This window comes from Nonomuraea fuscirosea (genome assembly GCF_003001935.1).
GTDB lineage: Bacteria > Actinomycetota > Actinomycetes > Streptosporangiales > Streptosporangiaceae > Nonomuraea > Nonomuraea fuscirosea.
In genome coordinates this window covers 380484-406945 of record NZ_PVNG01000007.1, presented here as the reverse complement: position 1 = coordinate 406945, position 26462 = coordinate 380484, and the positions used below count along the sequence as shown (strand labels likewise).

Annotated in this window: 23 protein-coding genes, 2 tRNA genes and 1 pseudogene; 9 read left to right on the top strand and 17 right to left on the bottom strand. The window is 69.4% G+C overall.

The window, feature by feature from the left end:
• Positions 1-96: 96 nt before the first annotated feature.
• From B0I32_RS19175 to B0I32_RS19150, 6 genes are all read right to left on the bottom strand, one after another.
• Positions 97-173, bottom strand: a tRNA-Met gene (locus tag B0I32_RS19175).
• Positions 174-283: 110 nt separating this feature from the next.
• A tRNA-Met gene (locus B0I32_RS19170) sits at positions 284-360 on the bottom strand.
• A gap of 80 nt (positions 361-440) precedes the next feature.
• Positions 441-3398, bottom strand: a complete 2958-nt coding sequence (locus tag B0I32_RS19165) for a UPF0182 family membrane protein (RefSeq protein WP_106240980.1) — start codon at positions 3396-3398, stop codon at positions 441-443.
• Between the two features lie 129 nt (positions 3399-3527).
• The gene (locus B0I32_RS19160) at positions 3528-4574 is read right to left on the bottom strand and encodes a YlbL family protein (RefSeq protein WP_106240978.1); all 1047 of its coding nucleotides are present in this window, start codon (positions 4572-4574) and stop codon (positions 3528-3530) included.
• Positions 4575-4584: 10 nt separating this feature from the next.
• Complete coding sequence (locus tag B0I32_RS19155) at positions 4585-5010, bottom strand: molybdenum cofactor biosynthesis protein MoaE (RefSeq protein ID WP_106240976.1); 426 nt, start codon at positions 5008-5010, stop codon at positions 4585-4587.
• Positions 5011-5072: 62 nt separating this feature from the next.
• Positions 5073-6146: an NAD-dependent epimerase/dehydratase family protein gene (locus tag B0I32_RS19150; protein ID WP_181307550.1), complete on the bottom strand. Its 1074-nt coding sequence runs from the start codon at positions 6144-6146 to the stop codon at positions 5073-5075.
• Positions 6147-6225: 79 nt separating this feature from the next.
• Between B0I32_RS19150 and B0I32_RS19145 the strand changes: the two genes are divergently transcribed.
• From B0I32_RS19145 to B0I32_RS19135, 3 genes are read left to right on the top strand one after another with little or no spacing between them, the layout of a single operon-like run.
• Positions 6226-7488, top strand: coding sequence for a zinc-dependent metalloprotease (locus tag B0I32_RS19145; protein ID WP_425438108.1), 1263 nt, complete (start codon positions 6226-6228; stop codon positions 7486-7488).
• The gene (locus B0I32_RS19140) at positions 7485-8045 is read left to right on the top strand and encodes an NUDIX hydrolase (protein WP_106240972.1); all 561 of its coding nucleotides are present in this window, start codon (positions 7485-7487) and stop codon (positions 8043-8045) included. The genes B0I32_RS19145 and B0I32_RS19140 overlap by 4 nt, the downstream gene beginning before the upstream one ends.
• Before the next feature lie 33 nt (positions 8046-8078).
• Positions 8079-9065, top strand: a complete 987-nt coding sequence (locus tag B0I32_RS19135; RefSeq protein ID WP_106240970.1) for an endonuclease/exonuclease/phosphatase family protein — start codon at positions 8079-8081, stop codon at positions 9063-9065.
• Here B0I32_RS19135 and B0I32_RS19130 read toward each other — a convergent pair.
• The 3 genes from B0I32_RS19130 to B0I32_RS19120 form a co-directional block, all read right to left on the bottom strand.
• On the bottom strand, positions 9052-9636 hold the full coding sequence (locus B0I32_RS19130) for a glycosyltransferase family protein (protein ID WP_106240968.1): 585 nt from the start codon (positions 9634-9636) through the stop codon (positions 9052-9054). The two genes, B0I32_RS19135 and B0I32_RS19130, sit on opposite strands and share 14 nt — an antisense overlap.
• On the bottom strand, positions 9633-10148 hold the full coding sequence (locus B0I32_RS19125; RefSeq protein ID WP_169789153.1) for a M48 metallopeptidase family protein: 516 nt from the start codon (positions 10146-10148) through the stop codon (positions 9633-9635). The genes B0I32_RS19130 and B0I32_RS19125 overlap by 4 nt, the downstream gene beginning before the upstream one ends.
• A gap of 67 nt (positions 10149-10215) precedes the next feature.
• Entirely contained in the window at positions 10216-10998 is a 783-nt protein-coding gene (locus B0I32_RS19120; RefSeq protein WP_106240966.1) for an enoyl-CoA hydratase/isomerase family protein, read from the bottom strand.
• A 128-nt stretch (positions 10999-11126) separates the two neighbouring features.
• Between B0I32_RS19120 and B0I32_RS61410 the strand changes: the two are divergent.
• The 3 genes and pseudogenes from B0I32_RS61410 to B0I32_RS19110 all read left to right on the top strand — a co-directional run.
• Positions 11127-11819: pseudogene (locus B0I32_RS61410) on the top strand (ThiF family adenylyltransferase); the annotation flags it as partial.
• 798 nt (positions 11820-12617) lie between these two features.
• Positions 12618-13145, top strand: coding sequence for a hypothetical protein (locus B0I32_RS57745; protein WP_181307552.1), 528 nt, complete (start codon positions 12618-12620; stop codon positions 13143-13145).
• Between the two features lie 59 nt (positions 13146-13204).
• Entirely contained in the window at positions 13205-14557 is a 1353-nt protein-coding gene (locus B0I32_RS19110) for an ABC1 kinase family protein (protein WP_106240964.1), read from the top strand.
• 1005 nt (positions 14558-15562) lie between these two features.
• On the opposite strand, the gene B0I32_RS59945 is transcribed toward B0I32_RS19110, so the two are convergent.
• Positions 15563-15760 (bottom strand): SDR family oxidoreductase, encoded by a 198-nt coding sequence (locus B0I32_RS59945; protein ID WP_425438107.1) that lies wholly within the window; start codon positions 15758-15760, stop codon positions 15563-15565.
• A 337-nt stretch (positions 15761-16097) separates the two neighbouring features.
• A complete protein-coding gene (locus B0I32_RS19100) occupies positions 16098-16727 on the bottom strand; it encodes a TetR/AcrR family transcriptional regulator (protein WP_219911883.1) in 630 nt (209 codons plus the stop codon).
• Positions 16728-16816: 89 nt separating this feature from the next.
• On the opposite strand from B0I32_RS19100, the gene B0I32_RS19095 reads away from it, so the two are divergent.
• Entirely contained in the window at positions 16817-17419 is a 603-nt protein-coding gene (locus B0I32_RS19095) for a hypothetical protein (RefSeq protein WP_106240962.1), read from the top strand.
• A 395-nt stretch (positions 17420-17814) separates the two neighbouring features.
• Here B0I32_RS19095 and B0I32_RS60975 read toward each other — a convergent pair whose 3' ends face one another.
• From B0I32_RS60975 to B0I32_RS19075, 5 genes are all read right to left on the bottom strand, one after another.
• Positions 17815-19689: a hypothetical protein gene (locus B0I32_RS60975; RefSeq protein ID WP_146178222.1), complete on the bottom strand. Its 1875-nt coding sequence runs from the start codon at positions 19687-19689 to the stop codon at positions 17815-17817.
• A gap of 455 nt (positions 19690-20144) precedes the next feature.
• Positions 20145-20414: a WhiB family transcriptional regulator gene (locus B0I32_RS19085; RefSeq protein ID WP_106240958.1), complete on the bottom strand. Its 270-nt coding sequence runs from the start codon at positions 20412-20414 to the stop codon at positions 20145-20147.
• 128 nt (positions 20415-20542) lie between these two features.
• The gene (locus B0I32_RS56530; RefSeq protein ID WP_146178221.1) at positions 20543-20809 is read right to left on the bottom strand and encodes a hypothetical protein; all 267 of its coding nucleotides are present in this window, start codon (positions 20807-20809) and stop codon (positions 20543-20545) included.
• A gap of 115 nt (positions 20810-20924) precedes the next feature.
• Complete coding sequence (locus B0I32_RS19080) at positions 20925-21794, bottom strand: acyl-CoA thioesterase (RefSeq protein WP_106240956.1); 870 nt, start codon at positions 21792-21794, stop codon at positions 20925-20927.
• A 231-nt stretch (positions 21795-22025) separates the two neighbouring features.
• The gene (locus tag B0I32_RS19075; protein WP_106240954.1) at positions 22026-24068 is read right to left on the bottom strand and encodes an ATP-dependent DNA helicase UvrD2; all 2043 of its coding nucleotides are present in this window, start codon (positions 24066-24068) and stop codon (positions 22026-22028) included.
• A 189-nt stretch (positions 24069-24257) separates the two neighbouring features.
• Between B0I32_RS19075 and B0I32_RS19070 the strand changes: the two genes are divergently transcribed.
• On the top strand, positions 24258-25130 hold the full coding sequence (locus B0I32_RS19070; protein WP_245955902.1) for an alpha/beta hydrolase: 873 nt from the start codon (positions 24258-24260) through the stop codon (positions 25128-25130).
• A 75-nt stretch (positions 25131-25205) separates the two neighbouring features.
• The gene (locus B0I32_RS19065) at positions 25206-25454 is read left to right on the top strand and encodes a mycoredoxin (protein ID WP_106240949.1); all 249 of its coding nucleotides are present in this window, start codon (positions 25206-25208) and stop codon (positions 25452-25454) included.
• Between the two features lie 6 nt (positions 25455-25460).
• Here the strand turns inward: B0I32_RS19065 and nudC are convergent, their stop codons facing one another.
• Positions 25461-26432 (bottom strand): NAD(+) diphosphatase, encoded by a 972-nt coding sequence (gene nudC / locus B0I32_RS19060; protein ID WP_358359883.1) that lies wholly within the window; start codon positions 26430-26432, stop codon positions 25461-25463.
• Between the last annotated feature and the right edge of the window lie 30 nt (positions 26433-26462).

The following is a 26462-nucleotide window of genomic DNA, read 5'->3' as shown; positions in this document are numbered from 1 at the left end:
ACCCCACCCGCGACTACCAACCTCAGGCAAACCCCAACACGACGAAACCCCCGAACCCGTAGGTTCGAGGGTTTCCGATGTCGTGCGACATCACATTGGTAGCGGGGACAGGATTTGAACCTGCGACCTCTGGGTTATGAGCCCAGCGAGCTACCGAACTGCTCCACCCCGCGTCGGTGTGTCACTAGTTACTATACAGGCTTTCTGAGAGTGGATGGACCGTGGTCCCCCGCCCGCACACGAAAGCCCGGGTTTCCGATGTCGAAATCCCGGGCCTTCGGCCTGGTAGCGGGGGCAGGATTTGAACCTGCGACCTCTGGGTTATGAGCCCAGCGAGCTACCGAACTGCTCCACCCCGCGTCGTCTTCGTGCTTTACAAGCCTATCGGCGACGCGGGGTGGGCGCAAACCAGATCGGGTTTTCTCCCGGTTCCCGGCCGGCTAACCAGTCGGAGAGGCCGATGGCGACGCCGGTGGTGTCGCTGGCGGCGACCCCGTTGGTGACGCCGTGGCCGAGGCGGTGGGTGACGCGCTCGCCGACGGTGAGGCCGAAGGCGCGGGCTCCTGCTGCCTGTTCGCGTTCGCCCCTTCCAACTGCGTCAGCGCCTCCTCCAGCCGCTTCTGGGCGTCGCCGTAGGCGTCCCAGTCGGGCGGGCTGGCCTGGAGGGCCTTCTGGGCGTCCGCGTAGGCCTTCTTGGCGTTGGAGATGGCCGAGTTGAGCGCCGTGCTGGCCTGTTCCGGCCGGCCCTGTTGCTGTTCGTCGCTCGGCTGCGCCTGTTCTTGCTGCTCGCCGCCGAAGACCTCCTGCAGCGCCTCCTCCAGGGTGCGCGCCACACCGATCTTGCTGCCGAACGACACCAGCACCCGCTGCAGGATCGGGTACGGCTCCTGCCCGCCGCCCGCGGCCACCTGGATGTACACCGGTTCGATGTAGACCAGGCCGCCCGCGTACGGGAGCGTCAGGAGGTTGCCGTAGCGGACCGACGAGGCGCCCACGCCCAGCAGGTTGAGCTCACCCGCGAAGCGGCTCTGGAAGGAGTTCTGCGCCTGTCCTGGGCCTGGGATGGGTGTGCTCGACGGCATGCGCAGGATGCGCATGCGGCCGTAGTCGGCGCCCGCCGACGAGTCGACCGCCATGAAGGCCGCCAGGTTGGGGCCCTGCCGCGGCACGAACGTCGTGGTCAGCGAGAACGAGGGCGTGCCGCCCGGCATCGTGGTGGTCAGGTAGTAGGGCGGCTGCTTGATGTTCTTGTCGCCCTGCGTCGGGTCGCCCGGGACGTTCCAGAAGTCCTGACCGCTGTAGAAGGCGGCCGGGTTGGTGATGTGGTAGCGCGACAGGGTGTAGCGCTGCACCTTGAACAGGTCTTCCGGGTAACGGACGTGCTGGCGCAGGTCGGGGCTCATCTCCGAGGCCGGCCTGATGGTGCCGGGGAAGGCGTTGCTCCAGGTCTTGAGCACCGGGTCGTTGTTGTCCCAGGCGTAGAGCTTGACCGTGCCGTCGTAGGCGTCGACGGTCGCCTTCACCGAGTTGCGGATGTAGTTGATCTTGTCGCTCGGCTGCTGGGCGATCACGCGACGGTCCGTGGAGGTGTCGCGGGTCATGTCGCCGAGGCTTTCGCTCTGCGCGTACGGATAGTCGTTGGAGGTCGTGTAACCGTCGACGATCCACTGGATGCGCCCGTCGACGATCGCCGGGTACGTGTTGCCGTCGAGGGTGAGGTAGGGCGCGACCTTCTGCACCCTGTCGCGCGGGTTGCGCACGTACAGGATCTTGGAGTTGTCGTTGATGTCGCCGGAGAGGACGATGTTCGCCTCGCTGTACTTGGCGGCGTAGACGAGCCTGTTGACGAACGAGCCGACGGGCACGCCGCCGGTGCCGGTGTAGGTCGTGTTCTTCTGGCCCGTGCCGCCCGTCTCCGGATAGTCGAGCTCCTGCGGGTTGTTCGGGTTGCCGCCCGCGATCACGTATTCGGACGAGGCCGGGTTCTCGCCGTAGTAGACGCGCGGCTCCTTGAGGTTGGTGCTGGTGACCAACGGGCCGGTGACCGGCATGTCCTTGGCGTCGTAGGCGGGCAGACCGCTGGAGTCGACCTGGTTGCCGGGCGCGGCGACGAAGCCGTAGCCGTGGGTGTAGACCAGGGCCCGGTTGATCCAGTTGTTCTGGCCCTCGGGCGGGCTGGTCAGCTCGCGTACGCCGACGATGTGGTCGATCAGCTTGCCTGAGCTGTCGGGGTAGCGGTCGACGTCGAGCGGGTCGGCGAAGCTGTAGAAGCCCCTGATCCGCTGCGTCTGCTCGTAGGTCGAGGAGACCAGCGCCGGGTCGAGCAGGCGCACGCCGGAGACGGAGGTGTCGCCCTTGGACTGGACCTTGGTCGGGTCGGCCTGGGCGTTGTAGTTCTCCACCTCGGTCTTGTCGACGTTGTACGCCTCCCGCGTCGCGTCGATGTTGCGCTGGATGTAGGCCGCTTCCTTGCCCTGCTGGTTGGGCTTGACCTGGAACTGCTCGACCAGCGCCGGGTAGACGCCGCCGATCAGGATGGCCGAGAGCACGAGCAGGCCGAAGGAGACGCCCGGCAGCATGCCGCCGGGGCGCACGACGCCGGCGAAGAACAGCGCGGCGCAGATCAGCGCGATGATCGCGAGGATGGTCTTGGCCGGCAGCACGGCGTTGACGTCGGTGTAGGAGGCGCCGTGGACGAAGCCCCGGTCGGAGAAGACCAGGCCGAAGCGGTCCATCCAGTAGGCGACGGCCTTGAGCAGGACGAAGATGCCAAGCAGCACCGACAGGTGGACGCGGGCGGCCCTGGAGGCGTGCACGCCGGGCGACTGCAGCCGGAACCCGCCGTAGAGGTAGTGGGTGATCGCCGCCAGCACGATGGAGATGATCACGGCGGTGAACAGGAAGTTCAGCACCATCCGGATGAACGGGTAGTCGAACATGAAGAACGCGATGTCGTACCCGAACAGCTGGTCCTGCTTGCCGAACGACGCGCCGTTGCTGAACTGCAGCCAGGTCTTCCACTGCCCCGCGAACGAGGAGCCGGAGAAGAGCGCGAGCAACCCCATGCCGACGATGAAGATCAGCTTTCGGTGGGGATCGAGCGCCATGCGGTAGCGGTCGGCTCCGCTGCCCCCGCCGAACATGGCCGGCCCGAACATGGGCCGGGTCCGGAAGGCCAGCAGCATGTTGCCGCCCGCGATGCCGACCATCAGCACCGCTCCGGCGAGGAACAGCACGATCTGAGTCAGCAGCACTCCGCTGAAGACCGAGGTGAAGCCGGTCGAGTCAAACCACAAAAAGTCGGTATAGATGCCCGAAAAAAGGAAAAAGAGCGCGACGATCACTACCAGAGCGATCGCCACAGGCAGAAGCAGTCGCGGTCGGCGGGGCAAGCGCATCGCCCTGCCGGCTCCTGGGGTCCGGAAGCTCAAGGCCAACCCCTCGTCGTAATGAAGAAACGGTCCGTGTCTGGCAACCTACACTGCAGCGCCAGCCCTACGGCTAACGCACGGCGATGGCCAGAAGTTTCATCCGGCCTCACATGCGGGCACGTCGCCCTTGCCGGTGCGCAGCGCGTCGAGCGCCTGCACCGCGCTGTGCAGCGTGTCCGCTCTGACCAGCCGCAGCCCGTCGGGCACGGCCTTCACGGCCTCGGCGCAGTTGTCGGCGGGGGTCAGGAAGATCGTGGCGCCGGAATCCTGGGCCCCGACCATCTTCTGCGCGATCCCGCCGATCGGCCCGACGGTGCCGCCCGGCTCGATCGTGCCGGTGCCGGCGATCTGCTTGCCGCCGGTGAGCTCGCCGGGCGTGAGCTTGTCGAGTATGCCGAGCGAGAACATCAGCCCGGCGCTGGGCCCGCCGACGTCGCCCACGTTGATGTCGACCTCGAACGGGAACTTGTACTTCGCCTGCATCGTCACCCCCACCAGCGGCTGCCCCTTGGGGCCCGCCACGGTCGGCACGGTGACGTCGAGCTTCTCCTTGCCGCGGGTGATGGTGAAGACGACGTTGTCGCCCGTCTTGTGCGCCTTGACCGCGTCGCTGACGGCGGTGACGTCCTTGGCCGCCTTGCCGTCGACGGCGATGATCTCGTCGTCCTTCTTGAGCTTGCCGTCGGCGGGCTTGCCCTTCTCGGTGTAGGCCACGCTCACGGCCATCGCATAAGGGATCTTCAGCTCGTTGAGCGCGGCGGCGGTCGCGGAGTCCTGAGAATTGGTCATCTCGACCGCGTTCTCCTCCTCGACCTGCTTCGGATCGCGGTCGGGAGCGAAGATGGTCTCCTGCGGGACCACCGCCACGGTGGGGTCGAGCCAGCCCCGCAGGGCCGTGAGCAGGTCGATCTGGGCGGCGGGCCCGCCCTGGTAGGCCACCGTCACCAGGTGCAGCGCGCCCTTGGTGGGGTAGGTCTGCCGGCCCTTGATCGAGATGACCGGCTTCTTGTCGACCTCGCCGATGGTGTTCTCCGTCGGCCCTGGGCTCAGCACGACGTACGGGACCGGACGGAAGGCGCCCACCACCCCGAACGCGAGCACGAGGAATCCCGCGAGCAGCAGGGTCAGGGCGCGTCGTGACATGTCGATGAGCTTATTCTCCGGCGCCGACCCACTCGGTCTCACCGTCGGAGAACACCTGGTGTTTCCAGATGGGGACGTGTGCCTTGAGGTCGTCGATCAGCCGCCGCGCGGCCTTGAACGCCTCGTCCCTGTGCGGCGCGGCCACCGCGACGATCACCGCCGCGTCGCCCAGCCGCAGATCGCCCACCCGGTGCACGGCGGCCAGCGCCGTCACCGGGAAGTCGGCGGCCACCTTCTCCGCCACCTGGCGCAGCTCGGCCTCCGCGGTCGGGTGCGCCGAGTAGGACAGCCCGGTCACCGCCTTGCCGTGGTCCTGCTCGCGCACGGTGCCCACGAAGAACGTGGTGCCGCCCGCGGCGTGGTCGCCGACGGCGGCCAGGACCTCGTCGACGGAGAGCGGGGTGTCACGAATGCCGAGCAACCGGATGACGTCCACGGAAAAAGCCTAACCTTTACCGGCCGCGTTTCTCACGCGGCGCGAACGACGATCACCGGCGGCTACTGGCGGCGCTTCCTGCGGACCTGGCGGACGATGGCGGCGGTGCCGATCACGGCCACCGTGGCGCCGGCGGCGGTGAGCGTGGCCTCCTTGACCGGCAGGCGCCGGCCGACCACGGTCGTCCTGTTCTCGCGCAGCTCCATGAGCTGCTGCAACGCAGCCTCGTTGGTCCACGCCGGTTTCCAGCCCGCCTCGCGCAGCACCGCGCAGTCGACGACCCACGGATAGACGACGTAGTGCAGGTCGGTGGCGGGAGCCGGGGTGACGCCGAGGCGGTGCAGGCGCTGCGCCGTGCCGAAGGTCAGGCCGGCGGGCAGCTCCAGGCTGCGGATGCCGGACAGCTCCTCGACCTGCTCCTGCTCCAGCCAGCCGTCGGAGCCGACCGCCAGCACGCCGCTGACCACCCCGCGCGCCGCCAGTTCCAGCGCGGAGACGAGGTCGTCGATGTGGCAGAACTGCCAGTGCGGGCTGCAGCCCTTGACGGTCAGCAGCCTGGGCGACTCGAAGTGGCGGGTGAGCACCGTGTCGACGCCGGGGCCGACGACCGCGGCCGGGCGCAGGACGGTCACCTCCACGCCCGGATGGCTGCGCAGCGACCGGCGGACGAGGGATTCGATCTCCAGGAAGTCGCCCACGACGCCGGTGTCCGGCTCGGCCGCCACCGGGGCGTCCTCGGGCAGCGGCACCTCGTTGTCGGGCGCGGCGCCGTACACCATCGCGCTGGTGACCAGCACCACACGGCGTACGCGTGCGGCGGCGCAGGCCGTCAGCACCGTCTGGGCGGCGCGCAGGTTGTAGGCCCGCCGCTCGCCCGGGTCGGAGTCGACGGCGTAGTCGCCGGCCAGATGGATCAGCACGTCGATGTCGGAGATCCGGTTCGCCAAGAGCGGATCTCGTACGTCGATCACTCTCCACGTGGCTTCCTGGACGTCACCGCGCTCTTCGTCGATGGCCACCACTCTGCGGAAATCCGCGGAGGAGACGAGCTTCACGAGCACTTCGCGGCCTAGTCCGGAGGCCGCGCCCGTTACGGCGACGACGGGTTGACGCGAGCGTTTCGAGGTAGGCACCAGGTCCTCACTTTGCACTGATCCGCCGTAGGACGGCTAACGTGGCGGATGTGGACTCCTCCATCCTGCACGAGGTAGAGCGGTGACTGACCTGCCAGGTCGCGAAAACGACCCCAACGAGAACCCGTTCGCCATGTTCGGCAACCCTGAGCAGATGGCTCAGGCGATGCGCCAGTTCGCCGACATGTTGTCGGCGCCCCAGGGTTCAGGCCCTGTCAACTGGGACATGGCCAAGAACATCGCCCGGCACGCCGTGGTCGCCGAGGGCGACCCGAGCGTCATGGAAGGCGAGCGCCGTCAGATCGTCGAGGCGCTCAGCCTGGCCGACCTGTGGCTCAACGAGGCGACCGCGCTGCCGAGCGGCGTGGCCAACCCGCAGGCCTGGAGCCGGTCTGAGTGGATCGAGAACACGATCCCGATTTGGCGAAAGCTTTGCGAACCGATCGCCGAGCGCATGGTCGAGACCATGGGCGGCGCGCTCAGCGGATCAGGGCTGCCCCCTGAGGCCCAGCAGATGGCCGGGCCGCTCATGGGCATGCTCAAGCAGATGGGCGGCATGATGGTCGGCCAGCAGATCGGGCAGGCGCTCGGCTCGCTGGCCCGCGAGGTCATCGGCACCACCGACATCGGCCTGCCCCTGTCCGACACGGCCGCGCTGCTGCCCGGCGGCATCGCCTCCTTCAGCGAGGGCCTGGAGGTCCCCGCCGACGAGATCCGGCTCTATCTGGCGCTGCGCGAGGCCGCGCATCACCGGCTGTTCCAGCACGTCCCGTGGCTGAGGTCACACCTGCTGGGGGCGGTCGAGGAATACGCCAGGGGCATCACGGTCGACACCTCGGCGCTCGAAGAGCAGATCCGCGGGCTCGACATCAACAACCCCGAGGCCATCCAGGAGGCGCTGAGCGGGGGCAACCTGCTCAAGCCCGAGGAGACCGAGCGGCAGAAGGCCGCCCTGGCGCGGCTGGAGACGATGCTCGCGCTGGTCGAGGGCTGGGTGGCGACGGTGGTCGACCAGGCCGCCGAGGGCAAGCTGCCCTCCGCCGTGGCGCTGGCCGAGACCGTACGCCGCCGTCGCGCCACCGGCGGGCCCGCCGAGCTGACGTTCGGCACGCTGGTGGGGCTGGAGCTGCGGCCCAGGCGGCTGCGTGAGGCCGCGGCGCTGTGGCGCTCGCTGGAGAGCGAGCGCGGCGTCGACGGGCGCGACGCCCTGTGGGGTCACCCCGACCTCATGCCGACGGCCGACGACCTCGACGACCCCGACGCCTTCGTCCGCGGGAACACCGACTGGGACATCTCGCAGCTTGAGGCCAAGCCCGACGACGACGGCGAGGGCGGCCAGGGTTGAGCCTGCACGACGACGCGGTGGCGGTGCTGTCCACCTGGACGGCGCCCACCCCCGGCGAGGAGGCGCTGCGCGAGCGGTTCCTCGATCACCTGCGCGAGCACGACGACGCCATGCTGCGCGAGTGCGTTCCCGGGCATCTGACGGCGACGACCGCGGTGCTGTCGCACGACGGTGCGAAGGTGCTGCTCACCCTCCATCCGAAGGCCAAGATGTGGCTGCCCATGGGCGGCCACTGTGAGATCTCCGACACGTCCCTCGCGGCGGTGGCGCTGCGGGAGGCGTGGGAGGAGTCGGGGATCTCCGGGCTCCGGCTGCTGCCGGGGCCGCTCGCGCTCGACCGGCACGAAGTGTGGTGCCATCCGCCGCGCAGCTGGCACCTCGACGTCGAATACGCGGCGGTGGCGCCGGCCGGGGCGGAGGCCGTGATGAGCGACGAGTCGCTCGACCTGCGCTGGTTCCCCGTGGACGAGATCCCCGAGCTGTCCGACGAGGCGACCCGCCGATTGGCCGCACGTGGACAGGCCACCCTTAGCTCGGGCTCACGCGCGCTTGGCTAGAGTCCATTTGCGTCGTTCCAAAAGGGGGGTTGCGTGGACACATCGCCTGTCGGCGGCACCATCGTGACACCGGTGCGAAAGCGCAGGAAATTCCCCGGAACGGCGTTGACGTGGGTGGCGGTGACGCCGTTCGCCGCCTGGGCGCTGGCCAGGGTGGCGGGGCTGGAACGCGGCTCGCTGCCCACCCAGCTCATGACGGCGACGCCGTACGCGGCGGCGGGTTCTCTCGTGCCACTCCTGATCGCCGCCTTCGGACGCAAGCGCGCCGCGACCGTCGTCGCGCTGCTCGCGACGACCGCGCTCGGCTTCAGCGTGCTGCCCAGGGCGCTCGGCACCGCCGACGCAGCGTCGGGGCGGCCGCTGCGGGTGATGACGATCAACATGCTGTTCGGCCGGGCCGACATCACGACGATCATGCAGCTGGTACGCGAGTTCGCCCCCGACGTGCTCAGCACCCAGGAGCTGACCCCAGGGGCGGTCTCCGACCTGGACGCGGCCGGGCTGAAGGAGATCTTGCCGCACCGCGTGCTCCAGGCCGAGTGGAGCGCCGGAGGCAGCGGCCTCTACTCCCGCTACCCGATGCGGGCGCTGTGGGACCTGATGCCGCCCGTCGGCCACCAGATGCCCGCCGCGCTGATCTCGGTGCCGGGCGGCGAGCCGATCGAGTTCGTGGACGCGCATCCGTTCCCGCCGCTGGGGCCGCAGGTCACCGGCTGGAACGAGGCAATGGCGGCCTTCCCCTCCACCTCCTCCGACCGGATCCGGATCATCGCGGGTGACTTCAACGCCTCGCTCGACCATGCCGCGTTGCGCGGGGTGCTGGCGCGGGGCTACAAGGACGCGGCCGACCAGGTGGGGGCCGGGCTGATTCCGACGTGGCCGGCGAACAAGCGGGTGCCGCCGTTCATCACGATCGATCATGTGCTGGTGGATCAGCGGGTGGGGGTGCAGGAGGTCAGCGTGCGCGACGTGCCGGGCACCGATCACCGGGCCGTGCTGGCCCGGCTCAGCCTGCCCTGACGAGTGCTCTGGTGTTGTCCCAGCCTTCGAGGCCGGGGTCGAGGCGGGCGACGTCCTCCGGGGTGCGCAGGCGGTGCCAGCCCGGGGTGGTGGCGACCCTGCGCGGGCCGGGGGCCTGGGCGCGCAGCTCCTTGACGGTGTCGTACGCGTCGAGGTCGGGGTCCGCCCAGGCGGGCGGGGGCAGCGCGCAGGCCAGGGCCACGGCGCCGCCGTTCTCCGCCGGGCAGACGGCGATCTCGGCCCGGCGGAGCTCCCTGAACAGCTTGCCGACCAGCAGGGGCGGCAGGTCGGGCGCGTCGGCGCTGATCACGGCCGCCTGCTCCGCGTCCAGGCGGGCGAGGGTGGTCCTGAGCGGTTCGCCTTCGGCGATCGTGATCACCTCGGTGCCCGGCCAGACGAGGTCGTCCAGGCCGGGGACGCTGGTGAGCAGGACCGGGGTGACGAGGTCGAGGCCGGCCACCATCTCGTAGGTGTCCTCCGCCACCGCCTCCAGGAACTCCCTGGGATCGACGCCCGGCGGGGCCGCCTGTGCCATGTGCGGATGGACCAGGACCGCGGCGATGCGCGTCAACACTCCTCCGGTGCCGTGTGGGCCGCCGCGGAGAATCCCTCGAGGAACCCGCGGGCCCGCTCCGCCTTCGGATACTGTTCTACCAGCGCCCAGAACTTGGCCCCGTGGCTGGGCACCAGCAGGTGCACGAGCTCGTGGATGATCACATAGTTGATGACCCACTCGGGCAGGCCCTTGAGCCTGGTGGAGATCCGGATCGTCCCGGTCTCGGGGGTGCACGAGCCCCAGCGGTGCTGCTGGTTGTCGACCCAGCGCACGCTCACGGGGTCGGGCTCGCCGTCCAGATATTTGGCCGACAGCTCCTTGGCCCGCTCGAGCAGCGCCTCGTCGGTGGGCCTTCTTCGGCGTTCCTTGGCGGCCAGCCGATCCAGCATCCGGCTCACCCACTCATCCGCGTCTTCGCCGCTCAACCAGGCGGGCAGGAGCACGATCGTCTTGTCACCGTCGCGGTAGGCGGAGACCGTACGCCGGCGACGAGAACTGCGACGAACCTCGACTGTCTCGGGGGGCACATATGCACGGTAGCCGAGACTGGCGAAATTCCACAGAGGGTGGACGTTGTTTCTGCTGGTCAGATGATTAAGAGCCGGTGAATTTGGGCATGCGCCTTTCCCGATGTGCCGTGAGCCCCTCGATCATGTCGGCGGAGGCCATGGTCACGGGCTGGGCCAAGGATTCCCACCTCAGAGCGGCTTCCAGGTCTTGATGGTCTTGGTTCAGGGCTACTTTGGTGAGCCTTGTGGCAATGGGTGCGTTCTGCGCGATCTTCGTGGCAATGCCGCCTACTTCCGACCTTAGGTCATTTTTCGGGAAAGATTGATTTACCAGCCCTTTAGCCGCTGCTTCCGTTCCGGACAGGCTGCGGCCTGTCAGCAGCATCTCCCGGGCGAGCCCCGCGCCGGCCCTGCGCGGCAGCAGGTACGTGGCCGCCATGCCCGGATGCAGCCCCAGCGAGGTGAACGGGGCCAGCAGCTTGGCGTCGTCGGCCGCGTACACGAGGTCGCAGGCCAGCGCCACGCACAGCCCCGCACCCACGGCCGGGCCGTTGACGGCGGCGACCGTGGGGATCTCCAGCTCGGTGATCATGAGCCAGGTGCGGTAGAAGGCGAGCATCCGCTCACGCAGCCGGGGCACGGTCTCCGAGCCGCGCTCCCCGATCCACGACAGGTCCCCTCCCGAGGAGAACGCCGTCCCGGCGCCGGTGACGACGAGACAGCGCGCGTCTCTGTCGGTCGCCAGCTCGGACATCGTTTCGCGCCATCGGGCGGTCATGGCGTCGGTCATCGCGTTACGCATGTCGGGGCGATTGAAGGTGATGAGTACGACTCCGTCGTCTTGACGATCAACCAAGAGCTCGTCCATGCCGGGAAGCGTAACTGAGACGCTTGGCGGTGATCACGTATGGGCGGGACGCTTGGATGGTGATCGCAGCCGTTCATCACGCTTGCCTTCGATGATCGCCTGCCACGGCAGGAGAGGTGGCGGCCTCTATGGGACGATCCATTTCCAGAGACGGTTGCTTCGTCCACAGGCGCTTTCCTCAAACGCGCGGTTATCCACAGCCGTCGCCGAACCCGCTCGGGATCTTGCTCCGGCATGGAAACCTTCCCGCCATGAGGCCACGTGTGAAGCCCATCCTCCGGCGCATCCTCCGCGACGAGCAGACCCTTCAATATGGCGTCCACCCGCTGCGGGCGGTCATGCTGAGCGGCCTGACCAGACCCGTCCGGCAGTGGATCGAGGGTCTCGACGGCACCCGCGACCTCGACGCCGTTCTCCGCGACGCGGCCCGCGCCGGGCTCGACGAGACACGTGCCCGCGCGCTGCTCGACCAGCTCGCCGCCCAGGGCGTCCTCCACGACGCCGCCACCGGCCCCGGCTCCCTGCGCGACCTCCCGCTGGCCGAGCGAGACCGCCTCAAACCCGACCTCCACGCCCTCGACCTCGCCTCGACCGCGCCCGACGGGATGATCGCCCACTTCGAACGTCGCAGACGTTCGCGCGTACGGGTCTACGGCGCCGGCCGCATCGGCGCCCAGGTCGTCGCCCTGCTGGCGGCTGCCGGAGTGGGCCACATCCGAGTCCTCGACCCCGGCACGACCCAGCCCGCCGACCTCACCCCCGGCGGGCTGACGTGGGCGGAGGTGGGCCTGCCCAGGGAGGTGGGGGCGGTGGCGGCAGCCGACAGGATCACCTCAGGCGGTCTCACCCCAGGGGTCACCCCTCACGACCTCGACGGACAAGAGCGTCCCACCGACCCCCGAGCCACCAACCGCATGCCCTCCATGCCCGCCACCTTCACCACTCCCAGCGCCCCCATCGCCCGTCGCCGCAACTCCACACCCGCCCCCGGCACCGGTCCCGGCCCGCGAGCGGCCGCGCCGGGGACACGCGGGACGACCACCACCCGTGGAATTCCCACCACGCGCGGGATCACCGCCAGCGCACGCGGGACAACCACCGACCCACGCCAAACGGCCCAGGACCCACGCGGGCTTACGTCCGGCACCCGAGGAACAGCCCAGAACCCGAGTGAGACGACGTTCAACACCCCCGGAACGGCGCAGAACGTAAGCGGCGCTACGTCAGACACCCAAGGGACGGCCCGAAGCCCGCGCGGGGCTACGTCCAACACTCGTGGAACGGCCCTGGACGCACGCGGAACCGGGCCCGATTCTCGCGGCATGGCGTCCGGACGAGAGAGCAGGACTGTCTCGGGCGGAACTGGTGCCGGGCGAACGGACACCGACTCGCCCGGTCCCGGGACCGGAGCTGGGACCGGGACCGGGGCTGGGCGAGTCGGCGGATCGGAGTCGGCCGGAACCAGGACCGCACGCAAAGGCGGATCCGAACGACGGGGGGCGGCCGACCCGGGCGGGACCGGAACGGGGCGCGTCGGCGGAACGGGGCGCGTCGGTGGATCCGGGCGGGTGGGGGGATCCGGGCGAGAAGGCCGGTCTGGCGGCGTTGAGGTCCAAGGGATGAGCCCTCATCAGCCCACCTCGAACGTCGTAGCCGGTGGGCCGTTTCTCGGGGACAAGTGGGATCGGCCTGATCTCGTCGTCCTGGCCCAGGTCGGGCCCCTGGACATGGTGCTGGTCAACGAGCTGAACACGCTGGGCATCCCCCATCTCCTCGCGGCCGGCTTCGAGGGGTACGGGTGTGTCGGCCCGCTGGTCCTGCCGGGAGAGACCGCGTGCCTGCACTGCCTCGATCTCACCCGGCGCGACCATGATCCGTACTGGCCGATCGTCACCGCCCGGCTGGGCGGCTATCCGCCCGGCGAGATCGCCTGCGACGTGGCGCTCGCCACCGCCGTGGCGGGTGCGGCGACCGGTCATGCGCTCGCCTACCTGGACGGTAACGAGTCATCTGTGACCAATGGCACAGTAGACGTAACGCCTGATTGGCAGTGGAAAAGGCGATCGTGGAAGGTACATCCGCAATGTCGTTGTATGCGAAGTAACCCATATTCGCTAAGAATGGTCATGGCACCCAACCGCGACTGACGTGCTCAGACGACCACGAAGGGGGGAAGCGGCATCTCGACGAGGTTCCGCGCATCGGTGTGAACGATCTTCCGCGCCGCGCTGTCACGCGATCGGCCAAACTGGCCACCCTTCCACTCGGCTTCGCGGGCCGCGCCGCCCTGGGGCTGGGCAAGCGCATCGGCGGCAAGTCCGCGGAGATCGTGGCGCAGGAGGTTCAGCAGCGTACGGCCGAGCAGGTCTTCAAGGTGCTCGGCGAGCTCAAGGGCGGCGCGATGAAGCTGGGCCAGGCGCTGTCGATCTTCGAGGCGGCCCTGCCGCAGGAGGTCGTCGGGCCCTACCGCGCCACGCTCACCAAGCTGCAGGACGCCGCCCCGCCGCTGCCCGTGTCCACGGTCCACAAAGTGCTGACCGAGCAACTGGGTGACGGCTGGCGCGACCACTTCCTGTCGTTCGACGACCAGCCGACCGCGGCCGCCTCCATCGGCCAGGTGCACAAGGCCGTGTGGCACGACGGCAGGGAGGTGGCCGTCAAGATCCAGTACCCGGGGGCGGGCAAGGCCCTGCTCGGCGACTTCGCGCAGCTCGCCCGCCTGGGCAAACTGTTCGGCGTGCTGCTGCCGGGCCTCGACATGAAGGCCGTGCTCGGGGAGCTGCGCGAGCGGATCGCGGAGGAGCTCGACTATTTGAGGGAGGCCGAGGCCCAGCACGCGTTCGCCCTGGAGTTCAACGGCGACCCCGACTTCCACGTGCCCGACGTGGTGGCCGCCAACGAGATGGTGCTGGTCACGGAGTGGATGGACGGCACGCCGCTGTCACGCATCATCGCCGAAGGCACCCAGGAGGAACGCGACCGGGCCGGCCTGCTCTTCGTACGGTTCCTGTTCTGCTCCCCCGCGCGGGTCGGGATGCTGCACGCCGACCCGCACCCCGGCAACTTCCGCATGCTGGCCGACGGCAAGCTCGGCGTCCTCGACTTCGGCGCGGTCAACCGCCTGCCCGAGGGCTATCCGCCCGCGTTCGGGAAGCTCACCCGCATCTTCAACCAGGGCGACATGGCCACCGTCACGGAGGGGCTGCGGCAGGAGGGCTTCATCCGGCAGGACATCGAGGTCGACACCGACGCGCTGCGCGCCTTCCTCGCGCCGTACGTGGAACCGACCGCGGTGGAGGAGTTCACGTTCAGCCGGGAGTGGCTGCAGGCGCAGGCGGCCAGCGTCACGGATCTCCGGCCGACCAACGTGATCCGCCAGCTCAACCTGCCGACGTCGTACGTGCTCATCCACCGGGTGCACGCGGCCGGCATCGGCGTGCTCTGCCAACTCGGCACCACGGCCCGCTTCCGCGACGAGGTGATCCGCTGGGTCCCGGGCTTCGCCGACGACCCCGGCCCGGACCCGAACTCCGACGACGAACCGCTGGCGATCAGCTGACCCCCCGCTCCTTCCGACTCGACTCATCGCCCCACTTCACCGCCGTCCCCTCGCCTCGTCTCGTCGATTGACCTCCACCCGCGGCCTTTGCTCCCGTCATCGCCCTCCCTCTTCGGCGCTCCCTGCCTTCGCCCCACCGGCCGACCTCCCTCTTCACCTCTCCTCGTCTCGCCTCCTCTCGCGTTCTTCGCCTAACTGCTGCGCCCTTTCACCGCCGCCCTTTCGCTTCGCCTCACCGGCCGACCCCCTCCTCGTCTCACCTCCACCCCGCGACCTCCACCCCGCGACCTTCGCCCCGTCACCGCCCTCCCTGACCGCCGCCCTTTCGCTTCGCCCCACCGGCCCACTCCCCTCGTCGATTGACCTCCACCCGCGGCCTTTGCTCCGTCATCGCCCTCCCTCTTCACCTCTCCTCGTCTCGCCTCCTCTCGCGTTCTTCGCCTAACTGCTGCGCCCTTTCACCGCCGCCCTTTCGCTTCGCCCCACCGGCCCACTTCCCTCTCCGTCTCACCTCCCCCCGCGGCCTTCGCCCCGTCACCGCCCTCCCTGACCGCCGCCCTTTCGCTTCGCCCCACCGGCCCACTCCCCTCTCCGTCTCACCTCCACCCCGCGACGTTCGCCCCGTCACCGCCCTCCCTGACCGCCGCCTTTTCGCTTCGTCCCACCGGCCGACTCCCCTAGCTCCGCCTCCCCTCGGCGTTTCACCTCCACCCGCGGCCTTCACCCCGGTCCTCGCCCTCCCTCGTCGCCGCGATCTTCGCCCCCCCCGTCGCCTTCGCCTCGTCACCGCGCTTCCTTTTCGCCGCCCTTGCTCTTCGCCTCCCGGCCACCCTCTCTTTCGTCTCATCTCCGCCCACGGTTTCCCTTTCACCGCCGCTTCCGCCCAGATCCATCTCCCCCTCACCGGCACTCACGCAGGCCGTCATCGCGACCGCGTAACCAGCTAGCGGAGGCGTCGGGGTCTTGAGCGGTGCGTTATCCGGCTCGGGTTCGGTACCGGCCTCGTCAGATCATGCCGCCGGCGGCGTTGATGGTCTGGCCGGTGATCCAGCGGGTGGCGTCGGAGGCCAGGAAGGCGACGACGTCGGCGATGTCGGCCGGCTCGCCCAGGCGGCCTCGCCGGATGATCCGCGTCCACCTCAATCCCGAGGGCGAGGCGGTCACCGGGAAATTCAAGGAAGCCATCAACACCACGCCGGCCACCCGCTTCAGCTCCTGGCCCAGCAGCCAACGCGACCGCCTCGCGCAGCTTCTCCGATCCACCACGACAGCACTGCGTTCCTGATCGCGGCTACTGCAACCGGCCCCACACGCCACCAACCCGCAGAGTCGGTCGTACGAGAGCGCCACCACGCTGCGGGACTTCCCCCTGAAGCCGGAATAGGGCCCACTGGTGTGCGCCGGCCTCTCTCCGGACGCCGTCCACCATCGGATTGGTCATGGCGTAGTCGGTCAGGGCAGGAGCGGACGCGACGTAGGCGCCTGCTCCGAAGGACACCTTGGACGGCCGCCCTCGGGACCCGCTCGTACCGGTGCTTGTTCAGGTGAGGCCGGACAGGAGGGCTTGGACGCCGTCGGCGAGGATGCGTTCACCCTCCTGCTCCGAGTTCAGGAACCAGCCGGGCAGCGGGGTGCGCAGGGAGCAGGTGAGCTCGATGCTGACGAGGCCGTGGATCGTGGTCCACACCAGGTAGGCCGCGCGCTGCGGGTCCGTCGATCGGATGAGGCCCTCCTGCGCGGCGGCGGACGTGGCCAGGGCGAGCGGGTCGAAGCACAGGCGCAGGGCGTCGTGGCGCTGCTCGGGTGAAGGATCGAAGTCGGGCAGCGGGCGCTCGAACATGAGCGCGTACAGGGCCGGGTCGGCGCGGGCGAACCGGCGGTAGCCGTACGCCACCGCCATGATGCGGGCCAGAGGGTCCGTGTGGGCGTCCATGGATCTGGACATCGCCTCGTGGAGGAGGCGGAAGCCGTACTCGTAGATCGCTTCCAGGAGGCCGGCGCGGCCGCCGAAGCAGGTGTAGATGCCCATGGTGGAGGTGTCGGCGGCGTCCGCCACCCGGCGGAGGGTCAGGTGGAGCGCGCCCTGTTCGCGGAGTACGCGCATGGCCGCGTCGAGCAGGTCCTGGCGCAGCGCGCCGAGTTCTTTCGAGGTGCTTACGGCTCTCGGCACCCTCTCACCATATCGGCCTATAACGCTCATCATAACAAGTGTTATCGGGGACCCACCAAGACCGAGAGGTCGAGAGAGGAAATCGCGACATGAGCGTTCATCGGGTCGCCGCGGCGGCCGGGTTCGTCTGCGCCGTGCTGCTGGTCGTCAACTCCGCCCGTCGCGCCGGGCTGCTGCCGGAAACGGCTCTCACACATGCCATCGCACCGTTCGCGGCCCTTGCGGGGTTACTCGCGATCACCGGCATCTACCTGCTCATCCGTGGTACGGCCGGCGCCCTGGGGCTCGTCGGGTACGTGCTCAACTCGGCGGGGCTGGCCGGGGCGTTCGCGATCGAGTACACGCTGCACTTCGTCTTCCCGTACCTCGGGGGCGGCACCGTGAGCGGCCTGCTCGCCGGCGGGACCGGGCGGGCGTTCCTGATCACGTCGATCGTCCTGCTGGTGGGGGTGCTGACGTTCAGCGCGGCTGCGGTCAGGAGCGGGATGATGCCGGTGGTGGCGGTGCTGCTGTATGCCGGGGGCATGGTGCCCGGGGCGCTGCGGAGTGTGGTGCCGCTGCCGGTCTACCTCGGAGGGCTGGTGATCGCAGGGATCGGGGTCGCGTGGATGGCTACGCGACTCTGGTCAGCCGAAGGAGTGGACGGGGACGTCGTGGTGTCCTCACGGCGTCCGGTTCGTCCGACTGGCTGAGCTTTCGGCGGCGGGCAGACCTCATGCCGACGGACGAGGTTCTTCCCGCTGGGGAACCTCCTGTCGGCTGAAGGGCCTCATGCCGCTGGCGGACCTCACGTCGGCGGACGGGCCTCATGCCGCCGGCGAACCACATCCGGGTGGACGGGCTTCATCCCGTTGGAGGGCCTTGTGGGGTTTGCCTGACCAAGATGGAACCCGCGCGAGTCGGGTCGTGGCCAGGCTCGCGCGGCCTCGTGTCTGGACGCCCTCATGGTGAGGTTCGTGGTGAGAGTCCCCTGGCGGCACTCATCGTGGCCTCATGGCCGGGCACACAATGGCGCGTCCTGTTGGCCAGGGCCGTGGCGGCCCCGTGGCCGGACGATCCCGTGGCGGCGAGTGTGTTTTCGGTGAGGTCAGGAGGAGCCGGTACGTAGCCAGGGGTCGCCGAGGAGGGCGTTGCATACGGCGGTGGCGTGGTCTTCGCCGAGTAGGCGGGTGCAGGCGGCTTCCAGGCATCTGGCGAAGTAGCGGACTTCTGCGGCGGCGATGTCCGCGGCTTGGGCCAGTGCTTGTCTGGGGAGCCAGCCGAGTTCAGGGCCGGGGTCTCTTTCGGTCGGGCCTGTCAGGAGGAGGGCGTCGCCGTCTGCGGCGACGTGGACCCAGGGGTGTCCGACCCACACCATGCACGGGGAGGTGTCGGTGTGGCGGGCGGCGTTGCCCCAGTTCAGGACGTCGCTCAGGTCACTGCAGCAGCCGGGGGAAACGATCGTCCCGTCTTCTGCCAGTAGCAGGTATCCGCCCGGCAAGGGGCTGATGCGATCAATGGCGTCGGGATCTTGGGCGAGATGTCGTCGCACATTTGACATGTCGTCGGTGGCGCGGTCCGGCGGTGAGGGAAGGGTGACTTCGCTTGGGTCGCCGACGTTCCCGGTGCTGTCGGTGGGGGCGGAGGGCCGTAGTGGTAGGCCGGTGCCGGTGCCTGTGCGGATCTCAGTGCCGGAATCGGTGCCGGTGACAGCGCCAGTGCGGATCTCAGTGCCGGAATCGGTGCTGGTGGCGGTGCCTACGTCGGTCCTGATCCCGGTGTCGGTGTCGGTGTCGTTGCCGGTGTCGATACCGGTGGCGGTGCGGATTTCAGTGTCCGTGGAGATGTCAGTGCCAGAGTCGGTGGCGGCCCTGATCCCGGTGCCTAGGTCGGTCCTAATGCTGGTGTCAGCGTCGGCGGCGGTGATGGTCCGAATCCCGGTGCCGGAGTCGGAGTCGGAGTCGGAGAAGTCTCGTCGTAGGGAGGCCTGGAGCAGGGTCAGCAGTGGGCCTTCGGCGAAGAAGTCCGACAGCCGGATCAAGGCTGCGGGGCGGTGGCCCGGGAGGGGTGCCGGGAGGCCGGCTGCGATCACCCTGGCAGTCCAGTACGCGCTGCGGAGTTCTTCGTCGAGGGCCGAGATGTCAGCCGAGGAGGGTGGAGGCACGAGTGACACGTGCTCGCCCGAATCCGACGGGACCGTGGGCGCGGGTGGCACGTGCTCGTCGGAATCCGACGCGGCCGTGAATTCGGGTGAGGCGTACTCGCCCGAACCCGACGAGGTTGAGGACGCGGGTGTGGCGTGCTCGTCGCTATCTGACGGGGCCGTCCATTCGGATGGGGCGTAATCGTTGGAATCCGACTGGGCTGTGGGCTCGGAGGAGGTGTACTCGGCTGGAGCTGTGGGTGAGATGGCTGGTGGGGGGAGGTGGTCGAGGAGGCCGGAGAGGGCGTCGACTACGGGGATCAGGCGTAGGCCGTTGCGGAGTGGTGGAACCGCGGGCGGGTGGTCGTGGGGTGTGGGGGCGGTGGTGTGGAGGGCGTGTTCGTACTGGCGGCGGGAGAAGACGAACGGGCCGAGGCGGTCGGTCAGGTCCCAGTCGCGGTGGTTGTTGCGGAAGCCCGACCAGCGCACGACGGCGCCGTCGATCTCGATCCTGGCCAGGAGTGCCCAGCAGTCCGCGATGCCGCACGTGCAGCCGAGCAGCATGGTCTCGTCGTCGTTCTGGTTGCAGGCCGTCTCCGCCGGCTCGCCCAGGTAGTGGCGGCTCGGCCAGCCGAATCTGGCGCGGGAGAAGCTCTGGTAGTCGCCGGCGAGGAGGGGCGCCGGTTCGGGCGCGAAGTCCGCCTGGCGTTCGAGTTGCTCCTGGCGGGCGAAGGGGAGTTCGGCCTCACGTACGAGTTCGAGCAGGGGCAGGTCGTCGATGACGATCTCCATGAGGTCGCCGGCGCCCTTTCCTCCCTGGCGGAACTCGATCCGTCGCATCGTGCCCATGTTCGTTCGCTTTCCTCCCATGGCGTCGGAGCCACTCCCCCGAAGGGGGTCATCCCTCCCCATTGGGAGCGCATCCCGACGGGGATCGTTCCCCGGCTTGGGATCGTTCTTCCGATGAACAGGGAGAGAGCCGGGCGCTGGGTGCGCCCGGCTCTCTCATGAGCGATCTGTGCGGGAGATCCTACGCCGGCGGCAGGATCTCCTCGATCAGATCTGGCGGCTCAGGGCCCTGCGGAGACGGTCGTTCGCTCGCAGGACCTCGCGCCGCGCCCGCTGTACGCGGCTGACGCGCAAGATGAGGCGCTGTTCAGCAGCTTCGCGGTGGAGGGTTTGTATTCGGTCGTTTACCAGGTCATGAATAAGATCCGGCACGGTGAGGCTCCTCGTCGGTCGAGCGTTCATCGGTTCACTTCGCTTTCTGTGTGTCGTGCGTTGGTGCGTGGTGGTCAGGCAGCGACCGGGTGCTTGCGGGGACGCCCGCGCGGACGCTTGCGGGGAACGATGGTTCCCCTGAGGACCAGTTCGCCGCCCCAGACGCCCCAGGGCTCCTCGCGCTCGAGCGCGCGGGCCAGGCAGGCCTCCTGGATCGGGCAGCCGCCGCAGAGTGCCTTGGCGAACTCGACGTCCTCCGGCGACTCGGCGAACCACAGGTCAGGGTCGGTACGACAGGGGATCTTGGCTTCGTCGATCAGGTCCATGATCGTCTTCGCCCCCATCTGCTTTCTCCTTTGATCGATCTTTTTGATCTTGTTCGGGCACCTCGTGGGTGGTCGGTGATCACGGACAAACAAGAAGGCCGCGGATCCTGTCTGCGGATCCGCGGCCTGGAGGCGTTTGCTGCCGGTCAGGTTATGACCGGAGCATCCCTCCAGGGATGCGGACCGCGCAGTCCACCCTTGGTGAGCTGGTTGGCCGGCAGTTCGATACGTGCGCTGTAGGCAGGAGCACCTTGCTCGGCGGCGACACCCGTGTAGGCGTGCGCGTAAAAGGCGGCGGCCTGGCTACGGGCAGACTTCTCCTGCCGCGGCTTGGCGGGGCCATCGGCGAGTCTCACCGAGTCACGGCATGCGGAGGCGACCCACGGCGTGGTCGGCATCTTGATGCTGATCACAGTGACTCACCTCCACTCTCGGGATCGTCGGAACAGGACCGTCCGACTTGCTTGACCATGACCCTAAACCGGGAAGCCGGGAAGGGGCAACATATTTTCTACCTGCGATTTCGTGTCACTTCGCGAGGCGAATCATGGCCTCTTGAACCACTGAGACCACGAGGTCACCCGACGCGGTGAACATCTCACCCCGCGCGAGCCCCCGAGCCCCCGCGGACCACGGCGACTCCTGAGCATAGAGCAGCCAGTCGTCGGCCCTGAAGGGGCGGTGGAACCACATCGCGTGGTCCAGCGAGGCGCCCACGATGCCGGAGGCGCCCCACGCCATGCCGTGGGCCAGCAGGATGGTGTCGACCAGGGTGAAGTCGGAGGCGTACGCGGCCAGCACCACGTGCAGGAGCGGGTCGTCGGGCAGCTCGGCGTGGTAGCGGAACCACACGTTGGTACGGGAGCTGCGCAGCTCGGGGTTCTGGTGCGCCTCCCACGTGAGCGGCGAGGCGTGCCGTGAGTCGACGGGCCTGGGCCGCGAGACCCAGTCGCGCAGCTCGGGGTTGTCGCCGACGAGCTCGTACATCTTGTCCTGGAACGTCGGCAGCGTCTCGGGGTCGGGCACCTGCGGCATCACCGACGCCTGGTGGGCCACGCCCTCCTCGGCGACGTGGAACGACGCGGACATCGTGAAGATCGCCTTGCCGTGCTGGACGGCCACGATCCGGCGGGTGGTGAACGAGCGGCCGTCGCGCAGGCGGTCGACGTTGTAGACGATCGGGACGGCCGGGTCGCCCGGCCGGATGAAGTAGGCGTGCAGGGAGTGCACGTGACGGTCCGCGGGCACCGTGCGGCCGGCCGCCACCAGGGCCTGCGCCGCCACCTGGCCGCCGAAGACGCGCTGGATGCGCTCTTCCGGGCTCCTGCCGCGGAAGATGTCGAGCTCGATCTGCTCCAGGTCGAGCAGGTCGAGCAGCTCCTTCAGCGCCTCGTTCACGTGTCGGTCCCCTCGTGCTCTACGGTCCTGGCAACTGCTCTGCTCGGGACGTCTCCAAGTCTGACGCGTCGGACGTGGCCAGGTCTCCGAATGCCGGACGTCGCCAGATCGGACGCGCCGGACGAAGCCAGTCTGACGTGTCCTACGACCGACAAGTCTGACGTGTCGCACCAAAGTGCTCGAACGCGGCCCGTCCCGACCTCATCATGGCCGGTCCCGATGTCGCGGAGGTTACGCGCGGCAGAGCGACAGCACGGCCTCGCCGAAGCGGTCGATCTTGACCTTGCCGACCCCCGGGATCGCGCGCAGCTCCTGCTCGGTGGCCGGCGCACGCTCGGCGATGGCCTGCAGCGTCACGTCGGTGAAGATGACGTACGAGGGCACCTTCGTCTCCTTGGCCATGGTGGTACGCCAGGCCTTGAGCCGTTCGAGCAGCGCCTCGTCGTAGTCGGCGGGGCAGGTCGAGCAGCGGCCCAGCTTCTGCTCGGCGGCGGCCACCAGCGTCTTCGCGCACACCCGGCAGCTGACCGGCGCGGCCACCTGGCGGCGTTCGCGCGGTGCCGCCGCGGCGCGCGGCGGGGCAGCGGCGCGGCCCGTGAGGCCGTCGAGGAAGCGGGACGGGCGGCGGCTCTTGCGCCCGCCGGGCGCGCGGGCCAGCGCCCACGAGATCGACAGGTGCTCCCTGGCGCGGGTGACGCCGACGTAGAGGAGGCGGCGTTCTTCCTCGATCTGCTCGGGGGTCTCGGCGTAGATGATGGGCAGCATGCCGTCGGTGACGCCGACGAGGAAGACGGCGTCCCACTCCAGGCCCTTGGCCGCGTGCAGGGAGGCCAGGGTGACGCCCTCGACGGGCGGCGCGTGCTGCTCGGAGGCGCGCCGTTCGAGCTCGGCCACGAACGCGGGCAGGTCGCCCCCCTCGGCGGCCAGGTCTTCGGCCAGGTCGGCCAGGGCCTTGAGCGACTCCCACTTCTCCCTGGCCTTGCCGCCGCCGGGAGGCGAGGGGGTCAGGCCCACGCCGGCCAGGATGTGGTGCACCTCCGAGGCCAGCGGCTCGCCCGACGCGGAGCGGGCGGCGCCGCGCAGCAGGACGACCGCCTGACGCACCTCGGGGCGTTCGAAGAAGCGCTCGGCGCCGCGCAGCACGTACGGGATGCCGGCCTTGGACAGCGCCTCCTCGTAGGCCTCGGACTGGGAGTTGACCCGGAAGAGCACCGCGATCTCGCGCGAGTGCACGCCCTGGTCGAGCAGCTTCCTGATCGCGCGGGCCACGCCGGCGGCCTCGGCCGGCTCGTCGTCGTAGTCGGAGAACGCAGGCCGCGGCCCGTCGGGGCGCTGGGCCACCAGCTCCAGGCGGTGCGGGGACCTGCCCTTGGCGATGACGAGGTTGGCCAGGTCGACCACCTGAGGGGTCGAGCGGTAGTCGCGCACGAGCTTGATGACGGCCGCGTCGGGATGCTCGACCGCGAACCCGGTCAGGTAGCGCGGGCTGGCGCCGGTGAAGGAGTAGATGGTCTGGTTGGGGTCGCCGACCACGCACACGTCGTCGCGCCCGCCGAGCCAGGTGTCGAGCAGGAGCTTCTGCAGCGGGTTGACGTCCTGGTACTCGTCGACCACGAAGTAGCGGTACTGCTGGCGGATCTGCGCCGCCACCTCGCGGTGCTCGGTCATCACCGCCGCGGTCAGTTCGAGGATCGTCTCGAAGTCGAGCAGGTGACGCTCGCGCCTGATCTGCTCGTACGCCTCGTAGAGCCGGGCCAGCTCCTCGACCGGGATCGGCGGCGTGCGGTGGTGCTTGGCCGCCGCCGCCACGTAGTCCTCCGGGCCGACCTGGGTGACCTTGGCCCACTCGACCTCGGCGGCGATGTCGCGCAGCTCAGAGCGCTCGGGGGTCCTGCGCACCTGGCGGCACGCCTCGGCGAGGACGGGGAGCTTGGATTCGATGATCGACGGGGCGTCGCCGCCGATCACCCGCGGCCAGAAGTAGGTGAGCTGGCGCAGCGCCGCGGCGTGGAAGGTGCGGGCCTGGACGCCGGGCGCGCCGAGCGCGCGCAGCCGCTGGCGCAGCTCGCCCGCCGCGCGAGTGGTGAACGTCACAGCCAGCACGCTCTGCGCGTCGACGACGCCGCTGCGGACCGCGTACGCGATGCGGTGGGTGATCGCCCTGGTCTTGCCGGTCCCGGCGCCGGCCAGCACACACACCGGCCCGCGCACGGCCTCGGCGACCGCGCGCTGCTCGGGATCGAGTCCGATCAGTACGTCGTCCGCGTTGTTCACCCCTACATCCTCCCAGTCGCTGGCGGTGCGACACCTTATTCTGGCAACATGCGGGCCGACGTATGTTCTTAGTCTGTCGGATGCAAAGAACTGGTCTCTTCCCCCACAATGGGGCCGACCATCTGCATGGGGGAAAGGAAGGCCGTGCGAACTGCGGTTTCCGTGAGCGCTGTCGCGCTCGCAGCCGTTGTGCTCACACCCGTCGCCGCGACCGCGAGCAACGCGAGCGCGATCAAGGAGCCCACACCCGCCCCGACGGCGAGCAGCTCCGTCATCGACGACGGGTTCGACGGGCTGGCGGTCGAGACCGTGAAGTACGGATCTCACCACCGCCAGAGCATGGACGTGTGGTGGACGACCGACGGCCAGGACCGGCCCGGGATCTTCCTCATCCACGGCGGCTGGTGGTCCAGCGGCGACAAGAAGTACATGACGGAGATCACCCGCAGCTACGCCGAACTGGGTTACACGGTCTTCAACCTCAACTACCGCCTGTCCAGCCAGGCGGCCTGGCCCGCGCAGCGGACGGACGCGCTGGCCGCGATCGCGGCGGCGCGCAAGCACGCGGCCAGGTGGTCGTTCGATCCGCGTAACTACGTGCTGGTCGGCTTCTCCGCGGGCGGGCACATCGCGGCGGCGGTGGGGACGTACGGCAACGGCGTCAACGGGCTCAAGGGCGTGGTCGGGCTGTCGCCGATCATCTCGCCGCTGCGGGCCTACGCCGACGGCGACAAGAGCCCCGACCCCAACAAGCGCAGGCTGCGCACCGCCGCCATCAAGCTGGCCGGCGGCTGCGCGCCCAAGGGCAAGTGCTCGCGGATCTGGGCCAGCATGGAAGTGGCCTGGCACGCCAGCCCCAAGGACGCGCCGATGCTGACCCTGCACTCGAAGAACGAGTTCGTGCCGCCGGTGCAGAGCCAGTTGCTGCAGAAGATGCTCGGCCAGGTGGGGGTGCCGGTGAGCGTGGTCACGGTGCCGGGGATCAACCACAGCTCGCCGCTCTACCGGGAGCCCGGCGTGGCCGAGCGGGTGCAGGCGTGGATCGCCGAGCGCATCGGGTAAGAACCGGGATTAACCAGGCACCCCGCGTTGTTGCACGGATCGCCTGATTTCCTGACCTTGGAGGGATTTCCCGAGATGGCGCTCACGGTCTACAGCACCACGTGGTGCGGCCCCTGCAAGCGGCTCAAGTCTCAGCTCGCCCGCGAGGGGATCAGTTTCGACGAGATCGACATCGAGCGTGACCCTGCCGCCGCCGAGTTCGTGATGAGCGTCAACAACGGCAACCAGGTGGTGCCGACCGTGGTGATCGAGACGCCGAAGGGCCGGGTCGTGCGCACCAACCCCTCGGCCCGCGAGGTCAAGGCGCTGCTCGAAGCGGCCTGAGACGGGTCACCAATCGCCGACGAGCTCGCCGCCGTACCAGGTTTCGATCAGGCGGCGGGCTATCGACACGGGAGGCGGCAGGCGCAGCTCACCCGACTCCAGGGCCGCGGTGAGCTCCTGCCTGGAGTACCAGCGCGCCTCCGCGATCTCGTCCCGGTCGGGCACGAGCGTGGTGGTGACGGCCTCGGCGAAGAAGCCGAGCATGAGGCTGCGCGGGAACGGCCACGGCTGGCTGCCCAGGTAGCGCGGGTTGGCCACGGCGATGCCGACCTCCTCGGCCACCTCGCGGACGACGGCCGCCTCCAGCGACTCCCCCGGCTCCACGAACCCCGCCAGGATGGACAGCCGCCCCTCCGGCCACTGCGGCCCGCGGGCGAGCAGGCAGCGGTCGTCCGCGTCGCGGATCAGCATGATGACGGCGGGGTCGACGCGCGGGAAGTGCTGGCTCGAGTCCTTCGGGCAGACCCGGATGTGACCGCCCGCCGAGACGTCGGTGCGCGAGCCGCAGCGGGGGCAGAACTCGTGCGTCGAGTGCCACGCCTCCAGCGCCACGGCGTAGACCAGCAGGCCCGCCTCGCGGTCGCCGAGCAGGCCGCCGGCCTGGCGCAGCCCGGCCGGCACCGGCTCGCCCTCGGGGGTGTCGCGCAGGGTCATCGGGACGGTCAGGCGGCCGTTGACGTCGCCCGTGGAGACGCCGGGCAGCGGCGCGGCGACCGCGAAGTAGGCCACCCCGTCCTCGACGCCGAGCAGGTAACGCTGCCCGGGAGGCGCGTCCTGCGGCGTGAACAGCACGGCCTGGACGTCGTCTCCCGATCGCCGCACCAGGGTATGGCCGTTGTCGATCACCAGCACCCTGGTCGCGGGGTCGGACCAGGCGCGCTCCAGCCACGCCTCGTCGGCCCGCAGCGCCGAGGATCGGTCGATGGTCCCCCGCGCGAGAAGCAGTGGTCCGATCAGTTGCTCTTCCGCGGTCTCCACTGGCCGCCCCCTCCCGAGTCCCATGTCATC

Bases quoted from the DNA above. Each gene is read 5' to 3' on its own strand.
- B0I32_RS19160 (WP_106240978.1), bottom strand. From the start codon at position 4,574: ATGTCACGACGCGCCCTGACCCTGCTGCTCGCGGGATTCCTCGTGCTC.
- B0I32_RS60975 (WP_146178222.1), bottom strand. From the start codon at position 19,689: ATGCGACGGATCGAGTTCCGCCAGGGAGGAAAGGGCGCCGGCGACCTC.
- B0I32_RS19065 (WP_106240949.1), top strand. From the start codon at position 25,206: ATGGCGCTCACGGTCTACAGCACCACGTGGTGCGGCCCCTGCAAGCGG.
- B0I32_RS19095 (WP_106240962.1), top strand. From the start codon at position 16,817: ATGAGCGTTCATCGGGTCGCCGCGGCGGCCGGGTTCGTCTGCGCCGTG.
- B0I32_RS19120 (WP_106240966.1), bottom strand. From the start codon at position 10,998: ATGGACGAGCTCTTGGTTGATCGTCAAGACGACGGAGTCGTACTCATC.
- B0I32_RS19085 (WP_106240958.1), bottom strand. From the start codon at position 20,414: ATGGGGGCGAAGACGATCATGGACCTGATCGACGAAGCCAAGATCCCC.
- B0I32_RS57745 (WP_181307552.1), top strand. From the start codon at position 12,618: ATGAGCCCTCATCAGCCCACCTCGAACGTCGTAGCCGGTGGGCCGTTT.
- B0I32_RS19165 (WP_106240980.1), bottom strand. From the start codon at position 3,398: ATGCGCTTGCCCCGCCGACCGCGACTGCTTCTGCCTGTGGCGATCGCT.